The 21,024-nt window shown below is 62.9% G+C and carries 17 protein-coding genes and 1 pseudogene; 16 read left to right on the forward strand and 2 right to left on the reverse strand.

Annotated elements, in window-relative coordinates; translation table 11 throughout:
• Nucleotides 1–6 precede the first annotated feature (6 nt).
• From trbE to EAV90_RS30920, 8 genes are all read left to right on the forward strand, one after another.
• A complete protein-coding gene (gene trbE, locus EAV90_RS30885; RefSeq protein ID WP_129145599.1) occupies nucleotides 7–2,448 on the forward strand; it encodes a conjugal transfer protein TrbE in 2,442 nt (813 codons plus the stop codon).
• Complete coding sequence (gene trbJ, locus EAV90_RS30890; RefSeq protein WP_129145600.1) at nucleotides 2,445–3,176, forward strand: P-type conjugative transfer protein TrbJ; 732 nt, start codon at nucleotides 2,445–2,447, stop codon at nucleotides 3,174–3,176. Before trbE ends, trbJ begins: the two co-directional genes overlap by 4 nt.
• Complete coding sequence (trbK-alt, locus tag EAV90_RS30895) at nucleotides 3,176–3,553, forward strand: putative entry exclusion protein TrbK-alt (RefSeq protein ID WP_129145601.1); 378 nt, start codon at nucleotides 3,176–3,178, stop codon at nucleotides 3,551–3,553. The genes trbJ and trbK-alt overlap by 1 nt, the downstream gene beginning before the upstream one ends.
• Nucleotides 3,550–4,779, forward strand: coding sequence for a P-type conjugative transfer protein TrbL (gene trbL, locus EAV90_RS30900; protein WP_129145602.1), 1,230 nt, complete (start codon nucleotides 3,550–3,552; stop codon nucleotides 4,777–4,779). Before trbK-alt ends, trbL begins: the two co-directional genes overlap by 4 nt.
• Nucleotides 4,780–4,880: 101 nt before the next feature.
• Nucleotides 4,881–5,564 (forward strand): conjugal transfer protein TrbF, encoded by a 684-nt coding sequence (gene trbF / locus EAV90_RS30905; RefSeq protein WP_129145603.1) that lies wholly within the window; start codon nucleotides 4,881–4,883, stop codon nucleotides 5,562–5,564.
• The gene (gene trbG, locus EAV90_RS30910) at nucleotides 5,561–6,595 is read left to right on the forward strand and encodes a P-type conjugative transfer protein TrbG (RefSeq protein WP_208738557.1); all 1,035 of its coding nucleotides are present in this window, start codon (nucleotides 5,561–5,563) and stop codon (nucleotides 6,593–6,595) included. The genes trbF and trbG overlap by 4 nt, the downstream gene beginning before the upstream one ends.
• Nucleotides 6,592–7,803, forward strand: a complete 1,212-nt coding sequence (locus EAV90_RS30915) for a TraB/TrbI/VirB10 family type IV secretion system protein (protein ID WP_129145604.1) — start codon at nucleotides 6,592–6,594, stop codon at nucleotides 7,801–7,803. The genes trbG and EAV90_RS30915 overlap by 4 nt, the downstream gene beginning before the upstream one ends.
• 4 nt (nucleotides 7,804–7,807) lie before the next feature.
• On the forward strand, nucleotides 7,808–8,050 hold the full coding sequence (locus EAV90_RS30920; protein ID WP_122401278.1) for a DUF2274 domain-containing protein: 243 nt from the start codon (nucleotides 7,808–7,810) through the stop codon (nucleotides 8,048–8,050).
• A gap of 183 nt (nucleotides 8,051–8,233) precedes the next feature.
• Here EAV90_RS30920 and EAV90_RS30925 read toward each other — a convergent pair whose 3' ends face one another.
• A complete protein-coding gene (locus EAV90_RS30925) occupies nucleotides 8,234–9,142 on the reverse strand; it encodes a TauD/TfdA dioxygenase family protein (RefSeq protein WP_129145605.1) in 909 nt (302 codons plus the stop codon).
• Between the two features lie 965 nt (nucleotides 9,143–10,107).
• On the reverse strand, nucleotides 10,108–10,737 hold the full coding sequence (locus EAV90_RS30930) for an FMN-binding negative transcriptional regulator (RefSeq protein WP_129145606.1): 630 nt from the start codon (nucleotides 10,735–10,737) through the stop codon (nucleotides 10,108–10,110).
• Nucleotides 10,738–11,469: 732 nt separating this feature from the next.
• Between EAV90_RS30930 and EAV90_RS30940 the strand changes: the two are divergent.
• From EAV90_RS30940 to EAV90_RS30975, 8 genes and pseudogenes are all read left to right on the forward strand, one after another.
• Nucleotides 11,470–12,674 (forward strand): annotated as a pseudogene (locus EAV90_RS30940) (cytochrome P450).
• Between the two features lie 92 nt (nucleotides 12,675–12,766).
• On the forward strand, nucleotides 12,767–14,056 hold the full coding sequence (locus EAV90_RS30945; protein ID WP_122401281.1) for a cytochrome P450: 1,290 nt from the start codon (nucleotides 12,767–12,769) through the stop codon (nucleotides 14,054–14,056).
• Nucleotides 14,056–14,364, forward strand: a complete 309-nt coding sequence (locus EAV90_RS30950) for a ferredoxin (protein WP_129145607.1) — start codon at nucleotides 14,056–14,058, stop codon at nucleotides 14,362–14,364. The genes EAV90_RS30945 and EAV90_RS30950 overlap by 1 nt, the downstream gene beginning before the upstream one ends.
• On the forward strand, nucleotides 14,351–15,196 hold the full coding sequence (locus EAV90_RS30955) for an SDR family oxidoreductase (protein WP_129145608.1): 846 nt from the start codon (nucleotides 14,351–14,353) through the stop codon (nucleotides 15,194–15,196). Before EAV90_RS30950 ends, EAV90_RS30955 begins: the two co-directional genes overlap by 14 nt.
• Nucleotides 15,196–16,539 carry a cytochrome P450 gene (locus EAV90_RS30960; RefSeq protein WP_129145609.1) on the forward strand — a complete coding sequence of 448 codons (1,344 nt, stop codon included), beginning with the start codon at nucleotides 15,196–15,198 and terminating at the stop codon, nucleotides 16,537–16,539. Before EAV90_RS30955 ends, EAV90_RS30960 begins: the two co-directional genes overlap by 1 nt.
• A 132-nt stretch (nucleotides 16,540–16,671) precedes the next feature.
• Nucleotides 16,672–17,670, forward strand: a complete 999-nt coding sequence (locus EAV90_RS30965; RefSeq protein WP_129145612.1) for a polyprenyl synthetase family protein — start codon at nucleotides 16,672–16,674, stop codon at nucleotides 17,668–17,670.
• 281 nt (nucleotides 17,671–17,951) lie between these two features.
• Complete coding sequence (locus tag EAV90_RS30970) at nucleotides 17,952–19,475, forward strand: hypothetical protein (protein WP_129145610.1); 1,524 nt, start codon at nucleotides 17,952–17,954, stop codon at nucleotides 19,473–19,475.
• Between the two features lie 22 nt (nucleotides 19,476–19,497).
• The gene (locus tag EAV90_RS30975; protein WP_122401287.1) at nucleotides 19,498–20,400 is read left to right on the forward strand and encodes a terpene synthase family protein; all 903 of its coding nucleotides are present in this window, start codon (nucleotides 19,498–19,500) and stop codon (nucleotides 20,398–20,400) included.
• The last annotated feature ends 624 nt before the right edge of the window (nucleotides 20,401–21,024 follow it).

Raw genomic sequence — 21,024 nt, forward strand, 5'->3', positions numbered from 1 at the left:
TTTGTCATGATGAACCTTGCCGAATATCGTCATTCCAGCGCGCGTCTCGCCGACTTCCTGCCCTGGGCAGCCCTCGTCGACGAGGGAATCATCCTGAACAAGGACGGCTCGTTCCAGCGGACAGCAAAGTTCCGCGGGCCCGACCTCGATAGCGCAGTGCCGGCTGAACTCGTCGCCGTCGCGGGTCGCTTGAATAACGCCCTGCGCCGTCTGGGATCTGGTTGGGCCGTATTCGTTGAGGCGCAGCGTCATTTTGCTGGGGTCTATCCGCCGAGTACATTTCCGGATGTCGCGTCCGCGCTGGTCGATGCCGAACGCAGGGCCCAGTTCGAAGAGGCCGGCGCTCACTATGAGTCCAGCTATTTCCTAACCTTCCTCTATCTACCGCCGGAGGAGGGAGCCGCCAGGGCGGAGCGATTGCTCTATGAAGGTCGCGACCGCACCGTTGGAGCGGATGCCCGGGAGGTGCTGCGCGGGTTTGTTGATCAAACCAACCGCGTGCTGCAGCTCGTCCAAGGGTTCATGCCGGAATGCACTTGGCTCGATGATCAGGACACACTGACCTTCCTGCACTCGACGATATCGACCAAGCGTCACCGCGTTCGGGTGCCTGAAATTCCGATGTATATCGATGCGCTGTTGGCCGACCAGCCGTTGACCGGCGGGCTAGAGCCCATGTTGGGCTCAGCCAATCTTCGGGTCCTGACGATTGTCGGCTTTCCGGGTGCCACGACCCCGGGAATCCTGGACGACCTGAATCGCCTGGCATTCTCGTATCGTTGGTCGACCCGGGCGATCATGCTCGACAAGACCGACGCCACCAAGCTGCTGACCAAGATCCGCCGCCAGTGGTTTACGAAGCGAAAATCCATCGGCGCCATCCTCAAGGAGGTCATGACCAACGAGGCATCGACGCTGCTCGATACCGACGCTCACAACAAGGCACTGGATGCCGACGCGGCGTTGCAGCAACTGGGGTCGGACCAGATCGGACAGGCTTTTGTCACGGCGACCGTTACCGTCTGGGACCGCGATCCCAGTGCTGCCGACGAAAGGCTGCGACTGGTCGAGAAGGTCATTCAGGGCCGCGATTTCACCTGCATGATCGAGACGGTGAACGCTGTCGAAGCCTGGCTCGGCAGTCTGCCCGGGCACGTCTACGCCAACGTGCGGCAGCCTCCGGTTTCGACTCTCAACCTCGCCCATATGATTCCGATGTCGGCCGTGTGGGCGGGCGAGGCGAGGGACCTCCACTTCCAAGGTCCGCCTCTGTTGTTCGGCAAGACAGAGGGATCAACGCCGTTCCGCTTCTCCCTCCACGTCGGCGACGTCGGTCATACCCTGGTGGTGGGACCGACCGGCGCCGGCAAGTCAGTCCTTCTCGCTCTGATGGCGCTACAGTTCAGGCGTTATCCAAACTCCCAGGTCTTTGCGTTCGACTTCGGTGGTTCGATCCGGGCGGCCGCGCTCGCCATGGGGGGCGACTGGCATGATCTCGGCGGTGCATTGTCTGACGGGGACGAAAACCCCGTCGCTCTGCAACCCTTGGCCTGGATCGACGATCCCACTGAGCGCGGATGGGCCACGGAATGGATCGGCGCAATTCTGGCACGGGAAAAGGTCGGGATCACCCCTGAGGTCAAGCATCATCTGTGGTCGGCACTGACGTCTCTCGCCTCGGCGCCGAGGGAGGAACGCACCCTCACGGGCCTGTCAGTCCTGCTGCAATCCAATTCCCTGAAAAGGGCCCTGCAGCCCTATTGCCTGGGCGGTCCCTCCGGACGCGTGCTTGATGCCGAATTCGAGCGCCTTGGCGAAGCTTCGGTTCAGGCGTTTGAGACTGAAGGCTTGATCGGAACGAGTGCTGCCCCAGCCGTTCTGGCTTACCTCTTTCATCGGATCGGAGACCGTCTCGACGGCCGGCCGACACTTCTCATTGTGGACGAGGGTTGGCTTGCCCTCGATGACGAGGATTTTGCGGGGCAGCTCCGGGAATGGCTGAAGACGCTTCGGAAGAAGAACGCGTCCGTCATCTTCGCCACCCAGTCGCTGTCGGATATCGACGGCTCCGCAATCGCGCCGGCAATCATCGAAAGCTGCCCAACGCGCTTATTGTTGCCGAACGAACGGGCGATCGAGCCGCAGATCACGGCCATTTACCGCCGCTTCGGCCTCAACGACCGCCAGATCGAGCTCTTAAGCCGGGCAACGCCGAAGCGCGACTACTATTGCCAGTCCCGCCGCGGCAACCGGATGTTCGAACTCGGGCTTGGTGAGGTTGCGCTCGCCTTTACCGCGGCCTCTTCCAAGACAGACCAGGCTGCCATCGCGCAACTCCTCGCCGAACATGGACCTGACGGCTTCGTGCCGGCCTGGCTCCAGCACCGTGGCGTCGGCTGGGCGACGGATCTGATCCCCAATCTCGTGAATCTGGAGGAATCGCTATGAAGCGTCTTGGCCTATCGGTGGCCGCTGGCACGGCCGCGCTGATGCTCGGCGTCACGCGGCCTGCGAGAGCACAGTGGATCGTCTTTGATCCCAACAACTACGTCCAGAATGTCCTCACGGCTGCGCGGGAGCTCCAGCAGATCAACAACCAGATTACCTCGTTGCAGAACGAGGCGCAGATGCTGGTCAACCAGGCAAAGAATTTGGCAAGCCTGCCGTATTCGTCGCTGCAGCAACTGCAATCATCGATCCAGCGGACCCAACAACTGCTGGCTCAGGCTCAGCGCATCGCCTACGACGTCCAGCAGGTCGATCGTGCGTTCTCGGCGAGCTACGCACCGGCCACTGGCAGCCAGTCGAGCCAAATGTTGGTCACCAACGCTCAATCCCGGTGGCAGAATACTTACGCGGCAACACAGGACGCGCTTCGCGTCCAGGCGGGCATCGTAGGCAACCTCGACACCAACCGTATCCAGACGTCCGCGCTCGTAACGTCCAGCCAAGGTGCAAGCGGCGCTCTGCAGGCGACGCAGGCCGGCAATCAGATTCTCGCGCTGAGCGCGCAGCAACTCGCCGACCTCACCGCTGTCGTGACGGCGCAGGGCAGGGCGCAGAGTCTTGAAGCGGCTCAGCGCGCCGCGGCTCAGGATCAGGGACGAGAACAGCTTCGGCGCTTCCTGACACCGGGGCAGGGCTATCAATCATCCAATGTGCAGATGTTCCACTGATGAACGACATAAGGGCATTCAAGGCGCTGTCGCTACTTGCGACAATCGGCGTGTTGGTCGTCACAGCCTGCACGATCCAGCTTCGCGGTGGAGAAGATGCTCCGCGATCGCACAACGCGGAGCAGACGGTAGATGCAACCAGCTCGGACCTCGCACGCTGCCGCAGCGTCACTGCTGAGGAAACGGTAGGTTATCTGCATTGCAGGCAGCTGTGGGCCGAAAACCGGCGTCGCTTCTTCGGCAAGAAAACCCATGCCGCGGTTCCTGGCCAAGAAGATCCCGCCGCAGGGTTAGCGCCCGCTCCAAAGGACCAGAGCCGGATTCCGCAAGGCTATCCGCAACCGCAGCCGGCGACACCTGAGGCGAACAGGCCATGACGGGTACGGGCATCATCGACCAATTCCTGGAAACGTTCACGCGCTATATCGATAACGGCTTCGGGCTGCTGGGTAGCGATGTCGGATATCTCGCCACGACCCTTGCGGCGATCGACATCACGCTTGCTGCGTTGTTCTGGAGTTGGGGGCCGGACGAAGACATCATCGCGCGCCTCGTCAAGAAGACGCTTTTCGTGGGAGTCTTTGCCTACCTCATCGGAAACTGGAACAGCCTTGCGCGCGTCGTTTTCGAGAGCTTTGCCAGCCTTGGGCTGAAAGCATCAGGCGCAAGTCTCTCCGCGTCGGACTTCCTGCGGCCGGGAAAGATCGCGCAAGTCGGACTCGACGCTGGCCGACCGCTGCTCGATTCGATCTCCAACCTGATGGGCTACATCAGCTTCTTCGAGAATTTTGTCCAGATCGTCGTTCTATTGTTTGCCTGGGTCGTAGTGTTGCTCGCCTTCTTCATTTTGGCGATCCAGCTTTTTGTCACCCTGATCGAGTTCAAGCTCACGACGCTGGCCGGCTTCGTGCTCATTCCATTTGGTCTGTTTGGCAAGACCGCCTTTGCGGCGGAGCGGGTTTTGGGCAACGTCATATCTTCGGGGATTAAAGTCCTGGTCCTTGCCGTCATCGTTGGCATCGGCTCGACCCTGTTCTCCCAGTTCACCTCTGGTTTCGGCGGCGCGCAGCCGACCATCGAGGACGCGATGACGCTGGTGCTCGCGGCGCTTTCGTTGCTGGGCTTGGGCATCTTCGGGCCAGGACTCGCCAACGGCCTGGTATCTGGCGGACCGCAGCTCGGCGCCGGTGCGGCGATTGGAACGGGCCTTGCGGCTGGCGGTATTGTTGCCGCCGGCGCAGGTGTTGCCGCCGGCGGCGTTGGACTTGCTGGCGGCGCGATTGCAGGCGCCGCGCGCGGTGGCGGCGCCATCATAAGCGGAGCATCAGCGGCTTATCGAAGCGGAGGCCTTGCTGGTGTCGCGGAGGCTGGCAGCTCGGCTGCGATGAGCCCTTTGCGTCGCGCAGCGGCCGCGTTCGGAGCAGGGGGGCAAACGGGAGGGCAACCCGCGAGCAGTTCGGCTGATGGGCAGCCAGATTGGGCGCGGCGCATGAAGCGGGCCCAGACCATTCGGCACGGTGCGTCGGCGGCCGGCCACGCGGTTCGCTCAGGCGATCGTGGCGGCAGCGGCTCTTCCGTCGATTTGTCTGAAGGAGAGCGCTGACGCGCGGCCATCGCGCTTCCGCCCACCCGCTGTGCAGCAGCGCCTCAAACCCGGGCACCGCACGGCTCAAGACCCATCTTTGATCTCAGGGGAAATTATCGATGTTCAAGCGACCATCCGTTCATTACGGGCGCATGCCAGAGCCGATCACGCCTTACCAAAAGGCAGCGCAAGTTTGGGACGAACGCATTGGATCTGCCCGCGTGCAGGCCAAGAACTGGCGCTTGATGGCGTTCGGCTGCTTGATTCTATCGGCCGGCCTCGCGGGTAGCCTTATCTGGCAATCGAGCCAGGGATCGATCACGCCCTGGGTAGTCGAAGTCGATCATCTCGGCCAGGCTCAAAGGGTTGCGCCAGCCAACGTCGACTATCAACCCACTGATGCGCAGATCGCTTACCATCTGGCGCGCTTTATCGAAGATGTCAGAGGCCTGCCAGCGGACGGCATCGTTCTGCGGCAAAACTGGCTTAGGGCCTATGATTTTACGACCGATCGCGGCGCCGCTGCGCTCAACGACTACGCGCGCAACAATGACCCCTTTGCCAAGCTGGGCAAGGCGCAAGTCTCCGTCGACGTCTCGAGCGTCATTCGTGCTTCTTCGGAGAGCTTTCGGGTCGCGTGGACCCAGCGCACCTACGACAACGGTTCGTTGAGCTCGACTGAGCGGTGGACTGCAATTCTGTCGATCGTGATCGAGACGCCCCGCGATGCCGAACGTCTGCGCAAGAATCCACTTGGCGTTTACGTCCGCGCCATCAACTGGTCAAAGGAGTTGAGCCAGTGACCCAGACGCTGTTTGACGTCTATTCGAAGCGCCCCGTCCCGTACTGTGGGATCGGTCCCACTTGGCGCGAATTCTTGATCGCAAAGCGAGCACTTTTGTTTGCTGTCTTGCTTGGTTCCTCGGTGCTCGGTGGGTGCGCGACCTACATTCCGCCGGAGATCAGCTATGACGCCGAAGTGCCTCCGTTACCGGCGACGCCGGTGGCTCTCGACGACAGATCGCGGCCGCTTCACGTTCCACCTCTCTGGAAGCCGGCTCTCGGCGGCAAGTCGGGAGGGATGGAAGATGTCGAACCCGTGAGCCGGGTTGAGACAGCAAATAGCGCAGCCCGGGTTGAACCGCGCAAGCGGGGTTATTTCAACGCGGCGCAAATCTACGCCTACAGTCCCGGGGCGCTCTACCAGATCTACGCCGCACCAGGGCAGATCACGGATATAGCGCTCGAGGAGGGAGAACAGTTGACGGGATCAGGGCCGATCGCAGCCGGAGATACCGTACGCTGGGTCGTGGGCGATACCGAGAGCGGGAGCGGCGACACACGGCGCGTCCATATCCTGGTCAAGCCGACCCGAGCTTCCATCGAGACCAATCTTGTGATCAACACTGACCGGCGCACCTACCTGATCGAGCTCCGCTCCCGCGAACGGCCATACATGCCATACGTTGCCTGGTACTATCCTGAGGCGGCACGCGAACGGTCGCGTTCAGTTGCTCTGAAGCCCGTTCTTCCGGATCCGGCGCAGCGTATCTCCCGCTATGCCATCGAAGGCGACACTCCTCCTTGGCGGCCGCTCGCCGCATATGACGATGGCCGCAAGGTCTATGTCGAATTCCCGCAAGGCATCGTGCAGGGTGAGATGCCTCCGCTCTTCGTCATCGGTCCAGACGGCAAGACTGAACTCGTCAACTATCGCGCTTACGGCAACATATTGATCGTCGATCGGCTGTTCGCGGCCGCAGAACTGAGGCTGGGAGGTGAGCACCAGCAGAAGGTCAGGATTGTCCGGACCGACGGGAGGCCGTCATCATGAACACCCGGAATGGAAACGATCAGGAGCAAGCGGCTCCGCCTGAAACACAAGAGGATCAGTCCAGGACCTTCCGCTTGACAGCGGAGCATCCGCGCGTGACACGGTTGTCACGGAAAGTACTGGCGGGAGGGAGCGCGGTCGTCCTGCTTGTGGTCGGCGGAGCAGTGCTGTGGTCGCTGCAGAAGAGTCACCCTCGAGACCACGCGGCCGATGAGCTTTACAGTGCCGACCATCACAATATCGCCGACGGCGTTGCGACGCTGCCGAAGGACTACGCTGGCATTCCACGCCAGCCAATGCCGCAACTGGGTCCGCCGCTTCCTGGGGACCTCGGTCGTCCGATCCTTGCGGCCCAAGGCCAGTCGCCGACGATCGGCGCTGATCCGGACCAGCAGCGCCGGGATCAAGAGACTGAGGCCGCCCGCATCAGTCGTCTGTTCGCTTCGACCAATGGGAGAGAACTGCGTCCGCCCACCTCTGCGGCGGTCGGAAGCGACCGCGTCGTGCCACCGAAGGCAACGAGTACTGGCAACGATGGTTCGGCGGAGAACGGTCAGGACCGCAAGCTTGCCTTCGTCAACGCCTCTGTGGACCGCCGCACGGTCAGCCCTGATCGCGTCACCAATCCGGCCTCACCATATATCGTGCAGGCTGGGACGATTATTTCGGGAGCCCTGATCACCGGAATCCGGTCGGACCTGCCAGGCCAAATTACGGCGCAGGTAACCGAGAATGTCTTTGACTCGCCGACTGGCCGCTTTCTGCTTGTGCCTCAGGGAGCGCGTCTGATCGGCATCTACGATAGCCAGGTCAGTTTCGGCCAGTCTCGCGTCCTGCTCGTCTGGACCCGGCTGATCATGCCGAATGGACGTTCCATCTTTCTCGAGCGGCAGCCTGGCGCTGACGCCGGCGGGTATGCGGGCCTCGAAGACCAGGTCGACAATCACTGGGGTGAGCTCTTCAAGGCCGCGGCACTATCCACGTTTCTGGCGGTCGGGACCGAACTGGGTGCCGGCTCGGACACCAACAGCAACGACAGTGCGATCATCCAAGCATTGCGACACGGCGCCTCCGACTCACTGAACCAGACCGGCCAGCAGGTGGTTCGGCGCAGTCTCAACATCCAACCTACTCTGACCGTGCGACCCGGTTTCCCGGTTCGTGTTCTTGTCAATCATGATCTGATACTTCCCCACTATAGAGGGTGACAACATGCCCAAACTTAAAATAGGAGAGCTTCCAGACGACAAGCCGGTCAAAGTGACTGCGGAGCTGCCCGCGGCCGTGCATCGTGATCTCATTGCATATGCAGAAGTGCTTACGCGTCAGGGTGGTCAACTGGTCGATCCAACTAAACTCATCGGCCCCATGTTGGCGCGCTTTATGGCCGCTGATCGAGGATTTTCTAAACTGAAACGAGAAGGCCACGTACCGGCCGCCGGCGAAGGACAGTGATGCTCGTGGTTTCCTCGAAGCCGTTGCCCACGCTAAATAGTTGCCAGCACAGCGAAGCGCTGCCGAGTTGGCATCAAAAGTTGAGATGTAGCGTCGGAAAGTGTGCTTTCGAGTTTGCCCGAAACAACTCCGATTACCAATTTTTCCTAGTTTTCAGCCGGGGCGCTGGGCGTCTACGTGCAGTTAGTCGGTCACCTTCAGTCGCGTTACACTGCTCCGGCCATCGACACTGAGAGGCACGTCCCCCTCGATCGTGGCCCGACGTACGACGCGATGCTGGTCCCCGTAATCGTTGACCGCGTAATGCTGCGTTGCGCGGTTATCCCACAGCGCGATATCGCCCTCTAACCAATTCCAGCGCACAGTGTTTTCGGGCGCGGTGATGTAAGACTGGAGCAGATCGAACAGCTTTTGTCCGTCGTATTTGCGGATTCCAATAAAGTGCTTCACCAAGGCGCCGAGCACTAGCGCCCGCTCGCCTGTTTCGGGATGGACGCGTACGACGGGATGCTCGGTCTCAAAAACCGTTCTGGTGAACACCTCGTCAAAATGTTTCTTGTCGACCTCGCGGACTCGCGCGATGCCGGCGTAATCGAAGACGTTGCTGTGAACGGCCCATAGGTCCTCGGCAAGCCGTTGTAGCGGCGGCGGCAAATCAAGATAAGCGGCAGCTGTGTTCGACCAGACGGTGTCCCCCCCGAACGCTGGAATTACAACGGCCCGCAGGACCAAAATCTTGGGATAGGCGTCGGCGAAGGTTCCATCCGCATGCCAAACGTCGGCGCGGCCGCCGCCGCGAGTGGAGTCCAGTTCGAGGAGCGACGCCATCCCCTTGGTAGGACCGAGCATCGGATGTGGCACCAGCTTTCCGAGACGAGCGGCAAAGCGCTCATGCTCGGCGTCATTGAGATGGCCTTGATTGCGGAAGAAGATCACCTTGTGCTCGAGCAATAAGCTGTTGATCGCGGCGATCGTTTGATCCGGTAGATCGCCTGATAACTTGATATTCTTGACTTCGGCACCGATCCGCGCGGCACGTTTCACAACATCGGTACTAGGAATGACGCCTCCGATCAAAGCGTTTGTGCTCATCTTGCTTTTCCAAGCCCTTGCAGTTCTTCCTCGCCCCTTGAAACAAATGATCTTCAGCAAGCATCGTGCCAAGCGAAAGACAAAAATGTACTCGACAACGGGCAGTGAATGATGAGTGGCGTTTGGCGCGAGCCTCGAACTGAGCGTGTGATTGGGCGACTTAAGAAAGAACTCGATCTTCGAGCTCACCCCTTCGAATGTCGAACGCGAAGCGGACAGCAGGAGCGCGCCAACGGCAGATCTCGTTATGCTTTTGTAATCACGCAACTGCGTTGAAAGAGCAATGCGTCTGTAGAATATGTAACAGTTCATGATGGTTATGAATCATGTAGTCGGGACCTGCCGCGCGGAAGCGCGTCTCGGAAACAAATCATCCAACGATTTGATATGTTGACGAGACCGAGATTTTGGCAAGTTCGGTCTCAACTGGCATATCGCTCACTATGACGATTACGGTTCTTTCTGGGACCAAACGGTGGTCTGTATATACAAGTGCAGCCGCTCTTGCTTGCTCATGCTCCTAAACTGAGTTGCGCGGCTCGAAAATATTAAATGTCGCTGACGCGAGTCTCGAGTCAAAGCCTTTGCACTTGTGCGCGAATTGGTTCAACAATGTAATTGCCACTAGGGCGAGATGGAGTTTGGAGAAGGTGGAGAGCAGTGTTGCCTATATGGCTCTGTTTCTGGATCGCTTTGTTTTAACCAATGGCCATCCCAGGCGGCGCGGGATCCGCAAAGTCGAATGGGCTTTCGAAAGTCTGAACGCTTACTGTGGGCGTTGTACTGGACCTGACACGAGATTGTCCCTTTGTCAGAATGCCGACAGGTGTCTGCGCAGTGCGGCAAGCCCGAGGCGACGTTTCCGTTCGTGAATTTCGCGAGGTAATTGATGGCCCGACGCTGGAGTCTATGAGAGCTGTAGATGTAAGATGGCTGCGGCGCTGCTGGTCATGCACATTATCGTCTCAGTCCTGAACCAAGATAAGAGCTGAAACTTCCTGGTCCCGTGCCACTTTGCTCGCCGCTAGGCCCGTGGCGATACCAATGCGATCAGGCGCGGGGCGGTTTTGGCTCATCTTGCGTTTGCCTTCGACCATGGTGATCGGGATGCGAACGCCGACGATTTCACGCAACTGAGCGGCGATGAAATCCGCGGGAGCATCGCTGACGGCCCAGCGCGTCGCACGTGACGTTTCATGGATATTCGTCAGACGCGTCACAACCTCAAGCAGGCGAGTGGGATCCTCGAAGAACTCAATCGGCCCATGGGCGTGGACTGCGATGTAATTCCATGTCGGCACCACATGTTCAGCTTGTCGCTTGCTGGGATACCAGGATGGGGTCACATAAGCCTCTGCGCCAGCAAAGATCGCCAGAGCTTCTCCGATCGGGGCCGTGCGCCACTGGGGATTGCCCTTCGCCAGGTGCCCGTATAGCGCGCCGTGTTCGCCTTCGCTCTCATCGAGGAAGAGCGGAAGAGGCGTCGCAAGTGGCCCATCTGATGTCGCTGTCACTAGGTTGGCCAATCGGGCGCAGCGGATTGTCGCTCGAATGTTCTCGATGTCGTCATCTCGGAAGTGGGTTGGTATGTACATGAGGCTCTCCGTTGGCGGTCGTCGAGATAAACCACCTCGATATGCGAGAAAACTGTCAGTTTCGGTCGCTCCCGTATTGCTACTCCGGTTCCTCTTTTGACGTGACGACTTCGGATTTATTCGGGACGCGGGCGATTCCATTCAGCCGCTTCGGTCCGTCGAGCTGCTGTTGGGGTTGTGTTTCCGTAGCTATTCTCCTGCGGGCTGAGCCGGGCATTCATGGACCATTACAGATCTCACCCGGCGGTCGCCTGTATGAAGCGATCCGGCAGCTGTCCTTCGACGCGCACCGAGTCGCGTTTGGCGAGCTAGTCCTTGATCTTAGGAACAGGAATTCGCCCGAGGGCGTCGCCGTGTGCAGGGTCTTGGTCAGCGATCGGAACCGATTGTCCTTGAGCGAGGTCACGATGGCGAGCCGAGCAGCGCATCGCGCTGCAGGTCCGTGTTCTCAGATGCGCATGAGACCAACCAACATGGGCGGATACCCCTTTGAAATAGGTTTTCCAAATGCAGCGCCTGGCGACAGAGTTTCCGCGTTTTTTCGGCACCAGGCGCTTAGCGGGCTACTACAAGATTCGGTAGCTGGCCAAAGCCAACTTGAGGCCCTAGGACTCGGTTGCCTTCCCGCCGATCATCATCGACGAACAGAAGTGAACGCAAGCGCACGTAGGGTGACCACAGCGCCTGCGGGCACCTTCCGCCCTTCCATAGTTTAGAGAGTGAAGTGCCACCGTGTCCGAACAACCACTGCCGATGCTGCCGATGTGGCGCGTCGATCACATTGAGCCCTCGCCCGAGATGTTGGCGCTACGCGCGAACGGTCCGATCCACCGCGTGCGTTTCCCGTCCGGGCACGAAGGCTGGTGGGTGACAGGCTACGACGAGGCCAAGGCCGCGCTGTCCGACGCGGCGTTCCGGCCGGCGGGAATGCCGCCGACGGCGTTCACCCCGGATTCGGTGATCCTCGGTTCGCCGGGGTGGCTCGTCTCGCACGAGGGGGGCGAGCATGTCCGGTTACGCACGCTCGTTGCCCCGGCTTTCAGCAGCCGCAGGGTGAAGCTGCTGGCGCCGCATGTCGAGGCGATCGCTGCGCAGTTATTCGAGAACCTGGCAGTCCAGCGCCAGCCCGCCGACTTGCGGCGCCACCTCTCGTTTCCGCTTCCGGCCATGGTCATCAGCGCCCTGATGGGCCTGCTCTACGAGGATCATGCCCTTTTTGCTCGCCTGTCCGACGAAGTGATGACGCACCAGCATGAAAGCGGCCCGCGCAGCGTGTCGCGCTTGGCTTGGGAAGAGCTGCGCGCCTACATTCGCGACAAGATGCGGGATAAGCGCCAGGATCCGGGCGACAACCTGCTGATTGATCTGCTCGCGGCGGTCGACCCAGGGCAAGTCGACCGAGGAAGAAGCGATAGGCCTGGCGGCAGGCATGTTGGTGGCGGGGCACGAGAGCACCGTCGCCCAGATCGAATGCGGCCTACTGGCCATGTTCCGCCATCCGAAACAGCGCGAGCGCCTGGTCGGCGATCCATTCCCTGGTGGACAGCGCGGTGGAGGAAATCCTGCGCATGTACCCGCCGGGCGCGGGCTGGGACGGCATCATGCGCTATCCGAGGACCGACGTGACCATCGCGGGCGTGCATATTCCCGCCGAGAGCAAGGTGCTGGTCGGCCTGCCGGCAACATCGTTCGATCCGCGCCATTTCGACGAGCCGGAAATCTTCGACATCGGGCGCCAGGAAAAGCCGCACCTGGCGTTCTCCTACGGGCCGCACTCCTGCATCGGCGGGGAGCTGGCCAGGCTGGAACTCAAGGCGGTGTTCGGTTCGATCTTCCAGCGCTTTCCCGCGCTGCGCCTGGCCGTCGCGCCTGAACAATTGAGGTTGCGCAAGGAGATCATCACTGGCGGGTTCGAGGAGTTCCCGTTTTTCTGGTGATGGAGCAGCGCTGGGGGAAGCGATCCGTATCCGCGGTTTGCCGGCGCACCTGCCGTGCACCGGTCAGATCAGCCAGCTAACCGGTAACAAAGATGGACGTGCAAGAAACCACGGCAGCATGCCGGGACGCCTTCGCCGAACTCGGGTCGCCGGCGTGGGTCCACGACCCGTATCCGTTCATGCGGTGGTTGCGCGAGCACGACCCGGTGCATCGCGCGGCGTCGGGCCTCTTTCTGTTGAGCCGCCACGCCGACATCTACTGGGCCCTCAAGGCCACGGGCGATGCGTTTCGGGGACCGGCGCCGGGCGAACTGGCGCGCTATTTTCCGCATGCGGCGACCAGCCTGTCGCTCAATCTGCTGGCCTCCACGCTAGCGATGAAGGACCCACCGACGCATACGCATCTGCGCCGGCTGATCTCGCGCGATTTCACCATGGGCCAGATCGACAACCTGCGGCCGAGCATCGCGCGGATCGTCGAAGCGCGGCTGGACGGCTTGGCGCCCGCGCTGGAGCGCGGGGAGGCCGTGGACCTGCATCGGGAATTCGCGCTGGCCGTGCCCATACTGGTCTTCGCCGAACTGTTTGGCATGCCTCGGGACGACATGTTCGGGCTCGCCGCGGGCATCGGCGCCATTCTGGAAGGCCTGAGCCCACACGCCAGCGATTCCCGGCTCGCCGCGGCGGACGCGGCGAGTGCCAAAGTGAAGGCCTATTTCGGCGCTCTCATACAGAGCAAGCGCACCGATCCGTGCCACGACATCGTGTCGATGCTGGTCCTCGCACACGACGATGATGCCGACACGCTTTCAGATGCGGAGTTGATCAGCATGTTGTGGGGCATGCTGCTGGGTGGCTTCGCCACCACTGCTGCGACCATCGACCATGCGGTCCTGGCGATGCTGGCCTATCCCGAACAGCGGCAGTGGCTGCAGGGAGACGCCATGCGGGTGAAGGCATTCGTCGAAGAGGTCCTGCGTTGCGACGCGCCCGCCATGTTCAGCTCCATTCCGCGTATCGCCCAGCACGACATCGAATTAGGCGGCGTGGTGATCCCGAAGAACGCGGACGTGCGCGTGCTGATCGCATCTGGGAATCGCGACCCCGACGCCTTCGCCGATCCCGACCGCTTCGATCCTGCCCGGTTCTACGGCACTAGTCCCGGCATGTCGACCGACGGGAAGATCATGCTGAGCTTCGGTCACGGCATCCACTTCTGCCTCGGTGCGCAACTGGCCCGGGTGCAGTTGGCCGAAAGTTTGCCGCGGATTCAGGCGCGCTTCCCCACGCTGGCATTGGCCGAGCTACCGACCCGGGAGCCCTCTGCATTCCTTAGGACGTTCCGCGCGCTTCCGGTGCGGCTGCATGCGCAGGGGCTGTGATGCGAGTCTTAGTCGACCAGGATCTGTGCGGAACCAGCGGACAGTGCGCGCTGACGCTACCGGGTATTTTTCGCCAGCGCGAATCGGACGGCGTGGCCGAAGTGTGCCGGGCGACAGTTCCGCAGGCGCTGCACGCGGCCGTGCGGCTCGCAGCTAGCCAGTGCCCGGTCGCCGCCATTCGAGTCATCAGAAGCGAAACTCGCGGTGACGAGCGCGCCAGCGCCGACAGTGCGCCTTCTCCGGCGGACACGGAGCGGCATCCCGCGAGAGACCAACGCAATCCAGGAGGACACCGTGGGACGGTTTGAAGGCAAGGTGGCCGTGGTGACCGGCGCCGGCGCCGGGATCGGCAAGGCATGCGCCCTCGCCATCGCGCGCGAGGGCGGCAGAGTGGTGGTAGCCGACATCGATGGTTCGGCGGCCACGACGTGTGCCGCGCAAATCGCGGCCGAGGCGGGCCACGCGCTGGCTCTGGCCATCGACATCGCCGAGGCGCAGGCTGTGGCAGCGCTGTTCGATGCGGCGGAGCGGCACTTCAGTGCGGTCGATCTCCTGGTGAACAATGCGGGCGCCATGCATCTGACCCCGCGCGACTGCGCGATCCTCGACCTGGACCTGGCGGTCTGGGATGAGACCATGGCAACCAATCTGCGCGGCACATTGCTCTGCTGCCGGCGGGCCATCCCAGGGATGATCGCCCGCGGCGGTGGCGCGATCGTCAACATGTCGTCGTGCCAGGGGCTCAGCGGTGACACCACGCTGACGTCCTACGCCGCATCGAAGGCGGCGATGAACATGCTATCGGCCTCGCTCGCCACCCAGTACGGTCATGCGCAGATCCGCTGCAACGCGGTTGCGCCAGGTCTCATCATGACCGAGCGTCTCCTGGCCAAGCTGGACGAGTGCATGCAACGGCATCTGCGCCGGCACCAGCTCCTGCCGCGCGTCGGCAGCCCCGAGGACGTGGCCGCGCTGGTGGCGTTCCTACTCTCTGACGATGCTGCGTTCATCACCGGCCAAGTGGTGTGCATCGACGGCGGCATGCTGGCGCATGTGCCGACGTACGCCGACGGTGGAAACAGCCGCGCCGCGCCGCCTTCCGGCGAGACCACCGAAGCGGCTGCGTCGCCGCGCTGGTGATGGACATGCTGCTCAACCCGCTGAACCGTCGAGATCGGCTGCGGCACGACATCCCGGTCGTGCCCGGCGCTTTCCCCTTGGTCGGGCACCTTCCCGCCATCGTCTGCGACCTGCCGCGCCTGCTGCGGCGTGCGGAACGGACGCTGGGCAGTCACTTCTGGCTGGACTTCGGCCCTGCCGGACACATGGTGACCTGTCTGGATCCGGATGCGATCGCACTGCTCCGGCACAAGGACGTGTCCTCGGCGCTGATCGAAGATATCGCGCCCGAATTGTTTGGTGGAACGTTGGTCGCCCGGGACGGCGGCGCGCACCGGCAGGCGCGCGGTGCGATCCAGGCCGCGTTCCTGCCCACGGGGCTAACCCAGGCTGGCATCGGCGAGCTGTTCGCGCCCGTCATCCGGGCGTGGGTGCAGAGGTGGCGCGACCGGGGAGACGTAACCATCCTGCGCGAAACCGGCGATCTAATGCTCAAACTCATCTTCAGCCTCATGGGAATCCCCGCGCAGGACCTGCCGGAATGGCGTCGCAAGTACCGGCAACTGCTGCAGTTGATCGTCGCGCCCCCGGTCGACCTGCCCGGACTGCCCTTGCGGCGCGGTCGCGCCGCCCGAGACTGGATCGATGCGCGGTTGCGGGAGTTCGTTCGCGACGCGCGCGAACATGCCGCGCGCACCGGGTTGATCAACGACATGGTGAGCGCCTTCGATCGCAGCGACGATGCGCTCTCCGATGAGGTCTTAGTCGCCAATATCCGCTTGCTGCTGCTCGGTGGTCACGACACCACGGCCTCGACTATGGCCTGGATAGTAATCGAGCTGGCGCGGCAGCCTGGGCTATGGGACGCTCTGGTCGAGGAGGCGCAACGCGTGGGCGCGGTGCCGACCCGGCACGCGGACTTGGCGCAGTGTCCGGTCGCCGAAGCGCTGTTCCGTGAGACGCTGCGCATGCATCCGCCGACGCCGCTCCTGGTGCGTCGCGCAGTGCGTGAATTGCCACTCGGCCAACGGCGCATTCCCGCGGGCACCGATCTATGCATCCCGGTGCTGCATTTCTCGACCTCGGCGCTGCTGTACGAGGCGCCTCATCAGTTTCGCCTGACGCGGTGGCTGGAACGCACCGAGCCGATCCGTCCGGTGGACATGCTGCAGTTCGGTACCGGCCCACACGTCTGCATCGGCTACCACCTGGCATGGCTGGAACTGGTGCAATTCTGCATCGCCTTGGCGCTGACCATGCACGAGGGCGGGGCGCGGCCGCGGTTGCTGAGCGGTGTCGAAAAAGGCCGGCGCTATTACCCGACCGCACATCCGTCCATGACTATACGCATCGGATTCTCATGAGCTGGCATCACATGCCCCTGTGGCGCGGCAGCAGTGCCGGCTACGCGCGGCATTGCTGCACTCCGCGCGCGCACGGTGCGACGCAGACAATACCGCGGCGGCTCGCCTGTCAGGGACAAGGACATGAACAACATGCAGCCCGGTTCTACGCCACAGGATGACATAACTGGTGATTCCGCGCTCGGCGGATTGGGCGCTCAGGCGCGCGACGCATCCGGCGGGCTGCTGCCCGAGATCTGGATGCATGAGGGCGCAAACCGGGTCGAACAGGTGCTGGCGCGTCTTCTCTGCGCCGAGCATGACGGTGAGACCGAGCTGATGGCCGCGATGCGCTACGCCACCTTGCATGGGGGGAAGCGCACCCGCGCCTTGCTATGTCTGGCCGCCGGCACACTGGCCGACGCGCCGGCGCACATCCTAGATAAGGTCGGCGCCGCCATTGAGATGATGCACGCCTGTACCTTGGTCCACGACGATCTGCCCGCGATGGACGACGACGTGCTTCGCCGCGGCCTTCCGACCGTGCACGTCAAGTTCGGCGAAGCTACTGCGATCCTGGTCGGCGATGCGCTGCAGGCGCACGCCTTCCTGACCCTGGCGAGCCTCGGCGCGCCGGGCGAGAGCCGTATCGCGCTTGTGCGCGAACTGGCGCAGGCGGTGTCAGCCGAGGGTGCCGCAGGCGGGCAGGCCAGGGACCTGTCGCTGGTTGGAAAGCACGTCGAGCTGGACAGGATCTTGGCGATGCACCAGATGAAGAGCGGAGCGCTAGTGCGCGCGTCCGTTCGCATGGGCGCGCTATGCGCTGTTGCGGAGAATGCCGCGCACGCTGCGCTGTACTGTGCGCTCGATCACTACAGCGCCTGTTTCGGCCTGGCATTGCAGGTGATCGACGACATTCTCGACGTGACAGCGGATATCGCGACGCTGGGCAAGACCCCCGGTAAGGACGCGGCGGCGCAGAAGCCGACCTGCGCGTCGATCATGGGCCTGCCGGCAGCACGCCAGTTCGCGCTGGATCTGTTGCGCGATGCCGGGGAGGCGATCGCGCCGCTGGGGTCGCGTGCTGAACGGTTGGCACAACTCCTACAGCGCGCCAACGCGTATCTATCCAAGCACGCGTCATGCGCATGAGCGCGCCCGCGTGGAGACGCCCCCCGTGCCGCAGCGATCGACCGGCGACAGAGGTCCATGCTGCACTTTGTTCAAATCGCGGTCCAGATCGCAGCGGTTGCCCGCCGCGGCGTACGCGGCGGCCTGCGCGCAAGCCTACGCGCCGGACCGGCGCCAGCATCGGGGACCGTCGCCGCGCCGGAGCAGGGCGGCCATCCGGCGCTGCCTATGCGACGCCGCGACATCCGCGGCGTCTGCCCGATCCCGGTTCTTTTCACTGGTGTGCATAAGGGACATCCAGCGTGAACGTGCTGTCCGAACAGATCCTTTCCGAATTGCGCGTCCTGCTGAGCGAAGTGAGCGATGGTGGCAGCGTCGGCCCGTCTGTCTACGACACGGCGCGGGCGCTGCGCTTCCACGGCAACGTCACCGGTCGGCAGGACGCGTACGCGTGGCTCATCGCGCAACAACAGGCCGACGGCGGATGGGGAAGCGCGGACTTCCCGCTGTTCCGCCATGCGTCCACCTGGGCAGCGTTACTGGCATTGCAGCGTGCCGATCCTCTTCCCGGTGCTGCCGATGCAGTCCAGGCGGCAACCCGGTTCCTCCAGCGCCAGCCCGATCCCTACGCGTATGCGGTGCCGGAAGACGCGCCGATCGGCGCGGAGCTGATCCTGCCGCAGCTTTGCGGTGAGGCCGCATCCTTGCTGGGTACCGTAGCGTTTCCGCGCCATCCAGCGCTGTTGCCGTTGCGGCAAGCGTGCCTGGACAAGCTGGCGGCGGCGGCGATGTTGCCGAGCGGCCATCCGTTGCTACACTCCTGGGAGGCCTGGGGGACGTCGCCGACGACCGCATGCCCGGATGACGATGGCAGCATCGGCATCAGTCCTGCGGCCACTGCCGCGTGGCTTGCGCACGCCATGACGCGGGGAAGCACGCCGCAGGCCGGGCGCGCCGATGCGTATCTCCGGATGGCATCGCGGGCGACGCGCAGCGGCGTCGAAGGCGTCGTTCCCAACGTCTGGCCGATCAATGTTTTCGAGCCATGCTGGTCGCTGTACACCCTGCATCTGGCCGGACTGTTCGCGCATCCCGGGCTCGCCGAGCCGGTCCGCGTGATTGTCGCACAGCTCGACGCCCGCCTGAGCGTGCGCGGTCTAGGCCCCGCCTTGCATTTCGCAGCTGATGCGGACGACACCGCCATTGCGTTGTGCGTCCTGCACATTGCAGGCCGCGACGCGGCGGTCGATGCATTGCGCCATTTTGAAACCGGCGAGCTGTTCGTCACCTTCCCCGGCGAGCGCAATGCCTCGCTGTCGACCAACATCCACGCCCTGCATGCGTTGCGACTGCTGGGAAAGCCCGCCGCCGGCACCAGCGCCTACGTCGAGGCCAGTCGCAACCCGCACGGTCTCTGGGACAACGAAAAATGGCACGTTTCGTGGCTGTATCCCACCGCGCATGCGGTCGCTGCGCTGGCGCAGGGCAAGCCCGAGTGGCGGGACGAGCGCGCGCTGGCGGCACTGCTGCGGGCGCAGCGCGGCGACGGCGGCTGGGGCGCCGGTCGCGCGTCCACATTCGAGGAAACCGCCTATGCGTTGTTCGCATTACGCGTGATGGACGAGAGAGAAAAAACCCCAGGGCGCCGGCGCATCTCACAGGTGGTGGCGCGTGCGCTAGAGTGGATGCTCGCCCGCCATGCGGCGCATGCATTGCCGAAAACGCCATTGTGGATCGGCAAGGAACTGTATTGCCCCACTCGGGTCGTGCGCGTGGCCGAACTCGCCGGCTTGTGGCTGGCGCTTCGTTGGGGCGGCCCGTCCTGACCGAGAGAGTAGGAGCGACGCCATGATCCAGGCAGAACGCGCGCTGCATCAGGTGCTGGAGTGGGGGCGTACCCTGACCGGGTTCGCCGACGAGCATGCCGTAGAAGCGGTGAACGGCGGCCAGTACATTCTGCAGCGTATCCGCCCGAGCCTGCGCGACATAAGCGTCCGCACCGGTCGCGATCCGCACGACGAAACACTGATCTTGGCGTTCTATCGCGAACTGGCGCTGCTGTTCTGGCTCGACGATTGCAACGACCTTGGCCTGATCGTGCCGGAGCAGCTCGCCGCGGTGGAGCAGGCGCTGGGGCAGGGCGAGCCGTGCGCGCTCCCCGGATTCGAGGGCTGCGCTGTGCTGCGCGCTTCGCTGGCCGCGCTAGCCTACGATCATCGCGACTATGCTCAGCTTCTCGCCGATACCAGGCGCTACTGCGCGGCGCTCCGCGCCGGACACGCGCAGGCGGCAGGGCCGGAACGCTGGTCCTACGCCGAGTACCTGCATAACGGCATCGATTCGATAGCCTACGCCAACGTGTTCTGTTGCCTGTCGTTGCTGTGGGGGCTGGACATGGCGACCTTGCGCGCGCGTCCGGCGTTTCGCCAGGTCCTGCGGCTCATCTCCGCGATAGGGCGCCTGCAGAACGATCTGCATGGACGCGACAAGGACACGTCAGCTGGCGAGGCCGACAACGCGGCGATCCTGCTGCTGCAGCGCTATCCAGCTATGCCTGTGGTGGAGTTCCTCAGCGACGAACTGGCCGGCTATACGCGCATGCTGCACCGGGTGATGGCGGAAGAACGCTTTCCGGCGCCCTGGGGATCGTTGATCGAGGCCATGGCGGCCATCTGCGCGCGGTACTACCAGACCTCGGCCAGCCGCTACCGCAGCGACTCTGCGGGGCGAGGCCAGCGTTCGCCGGCCTGAACGCGCGGGAGGCGGCGGCGTGCGCGCGCTGCCGCGGTTCGGTCCGACGCAACGCCGTCGCCCGGGGCGACGGACGGAGCGAGCATGAGCAACACCGCTCTGAGCCGGCGCAAGGACGACTATCTGGACATGGTGCTGGATCGGCGACACGATTTGGACGTGTGACCTTTGCCTTCGGAGGGCAACGGTCAGTCAAGGCTGGGAGGCGCCCAGTGCTTTCCGAATAGAAACTGCGCAGCCAGCGGAGTGGTCTCGGCAATTGTGGCCGGCTGTACGAAGGTGTCGACGAACATGAGCCACTGTTCGATTTTTCCCGAATTGTGCCGCTTTAGTCAGATACCGAGGTTCGTCACGCTTCCAAGTACGCCACCAAATGCATTCATAAGAGCTTAGCGCGGATCTAGCGGACTGCCTCATGCGAAGGACGGGATAAGATATCGTAGGTTTGGTTGGTGTGGGGAAAGGCGGTAGCGCTCCCCCGCTACCATGAATTACCCTGTCCGGCCCGGAGACATGGGTAACGAAACGTACCTAAGAGATGGGTGACAACCTCGTGCCGATCGGGTTGTCGCGGGGTTTCAAAGTCATCTGCTCCAAGTTCGCTTCAAATTGAGATGGCCTGCA

It is taken from the genome of Bradyrhizobium vignae (assembly GCF_004114425.1).
In the GTDB taxonomy this organism is placed as follows: Bacteria; Pseudomonadota; Alphaproteobacteria; order Rhizobiales; family Xanthobacteraceae; genus Bradyrhizobium; species Bradyrhizobium vignae.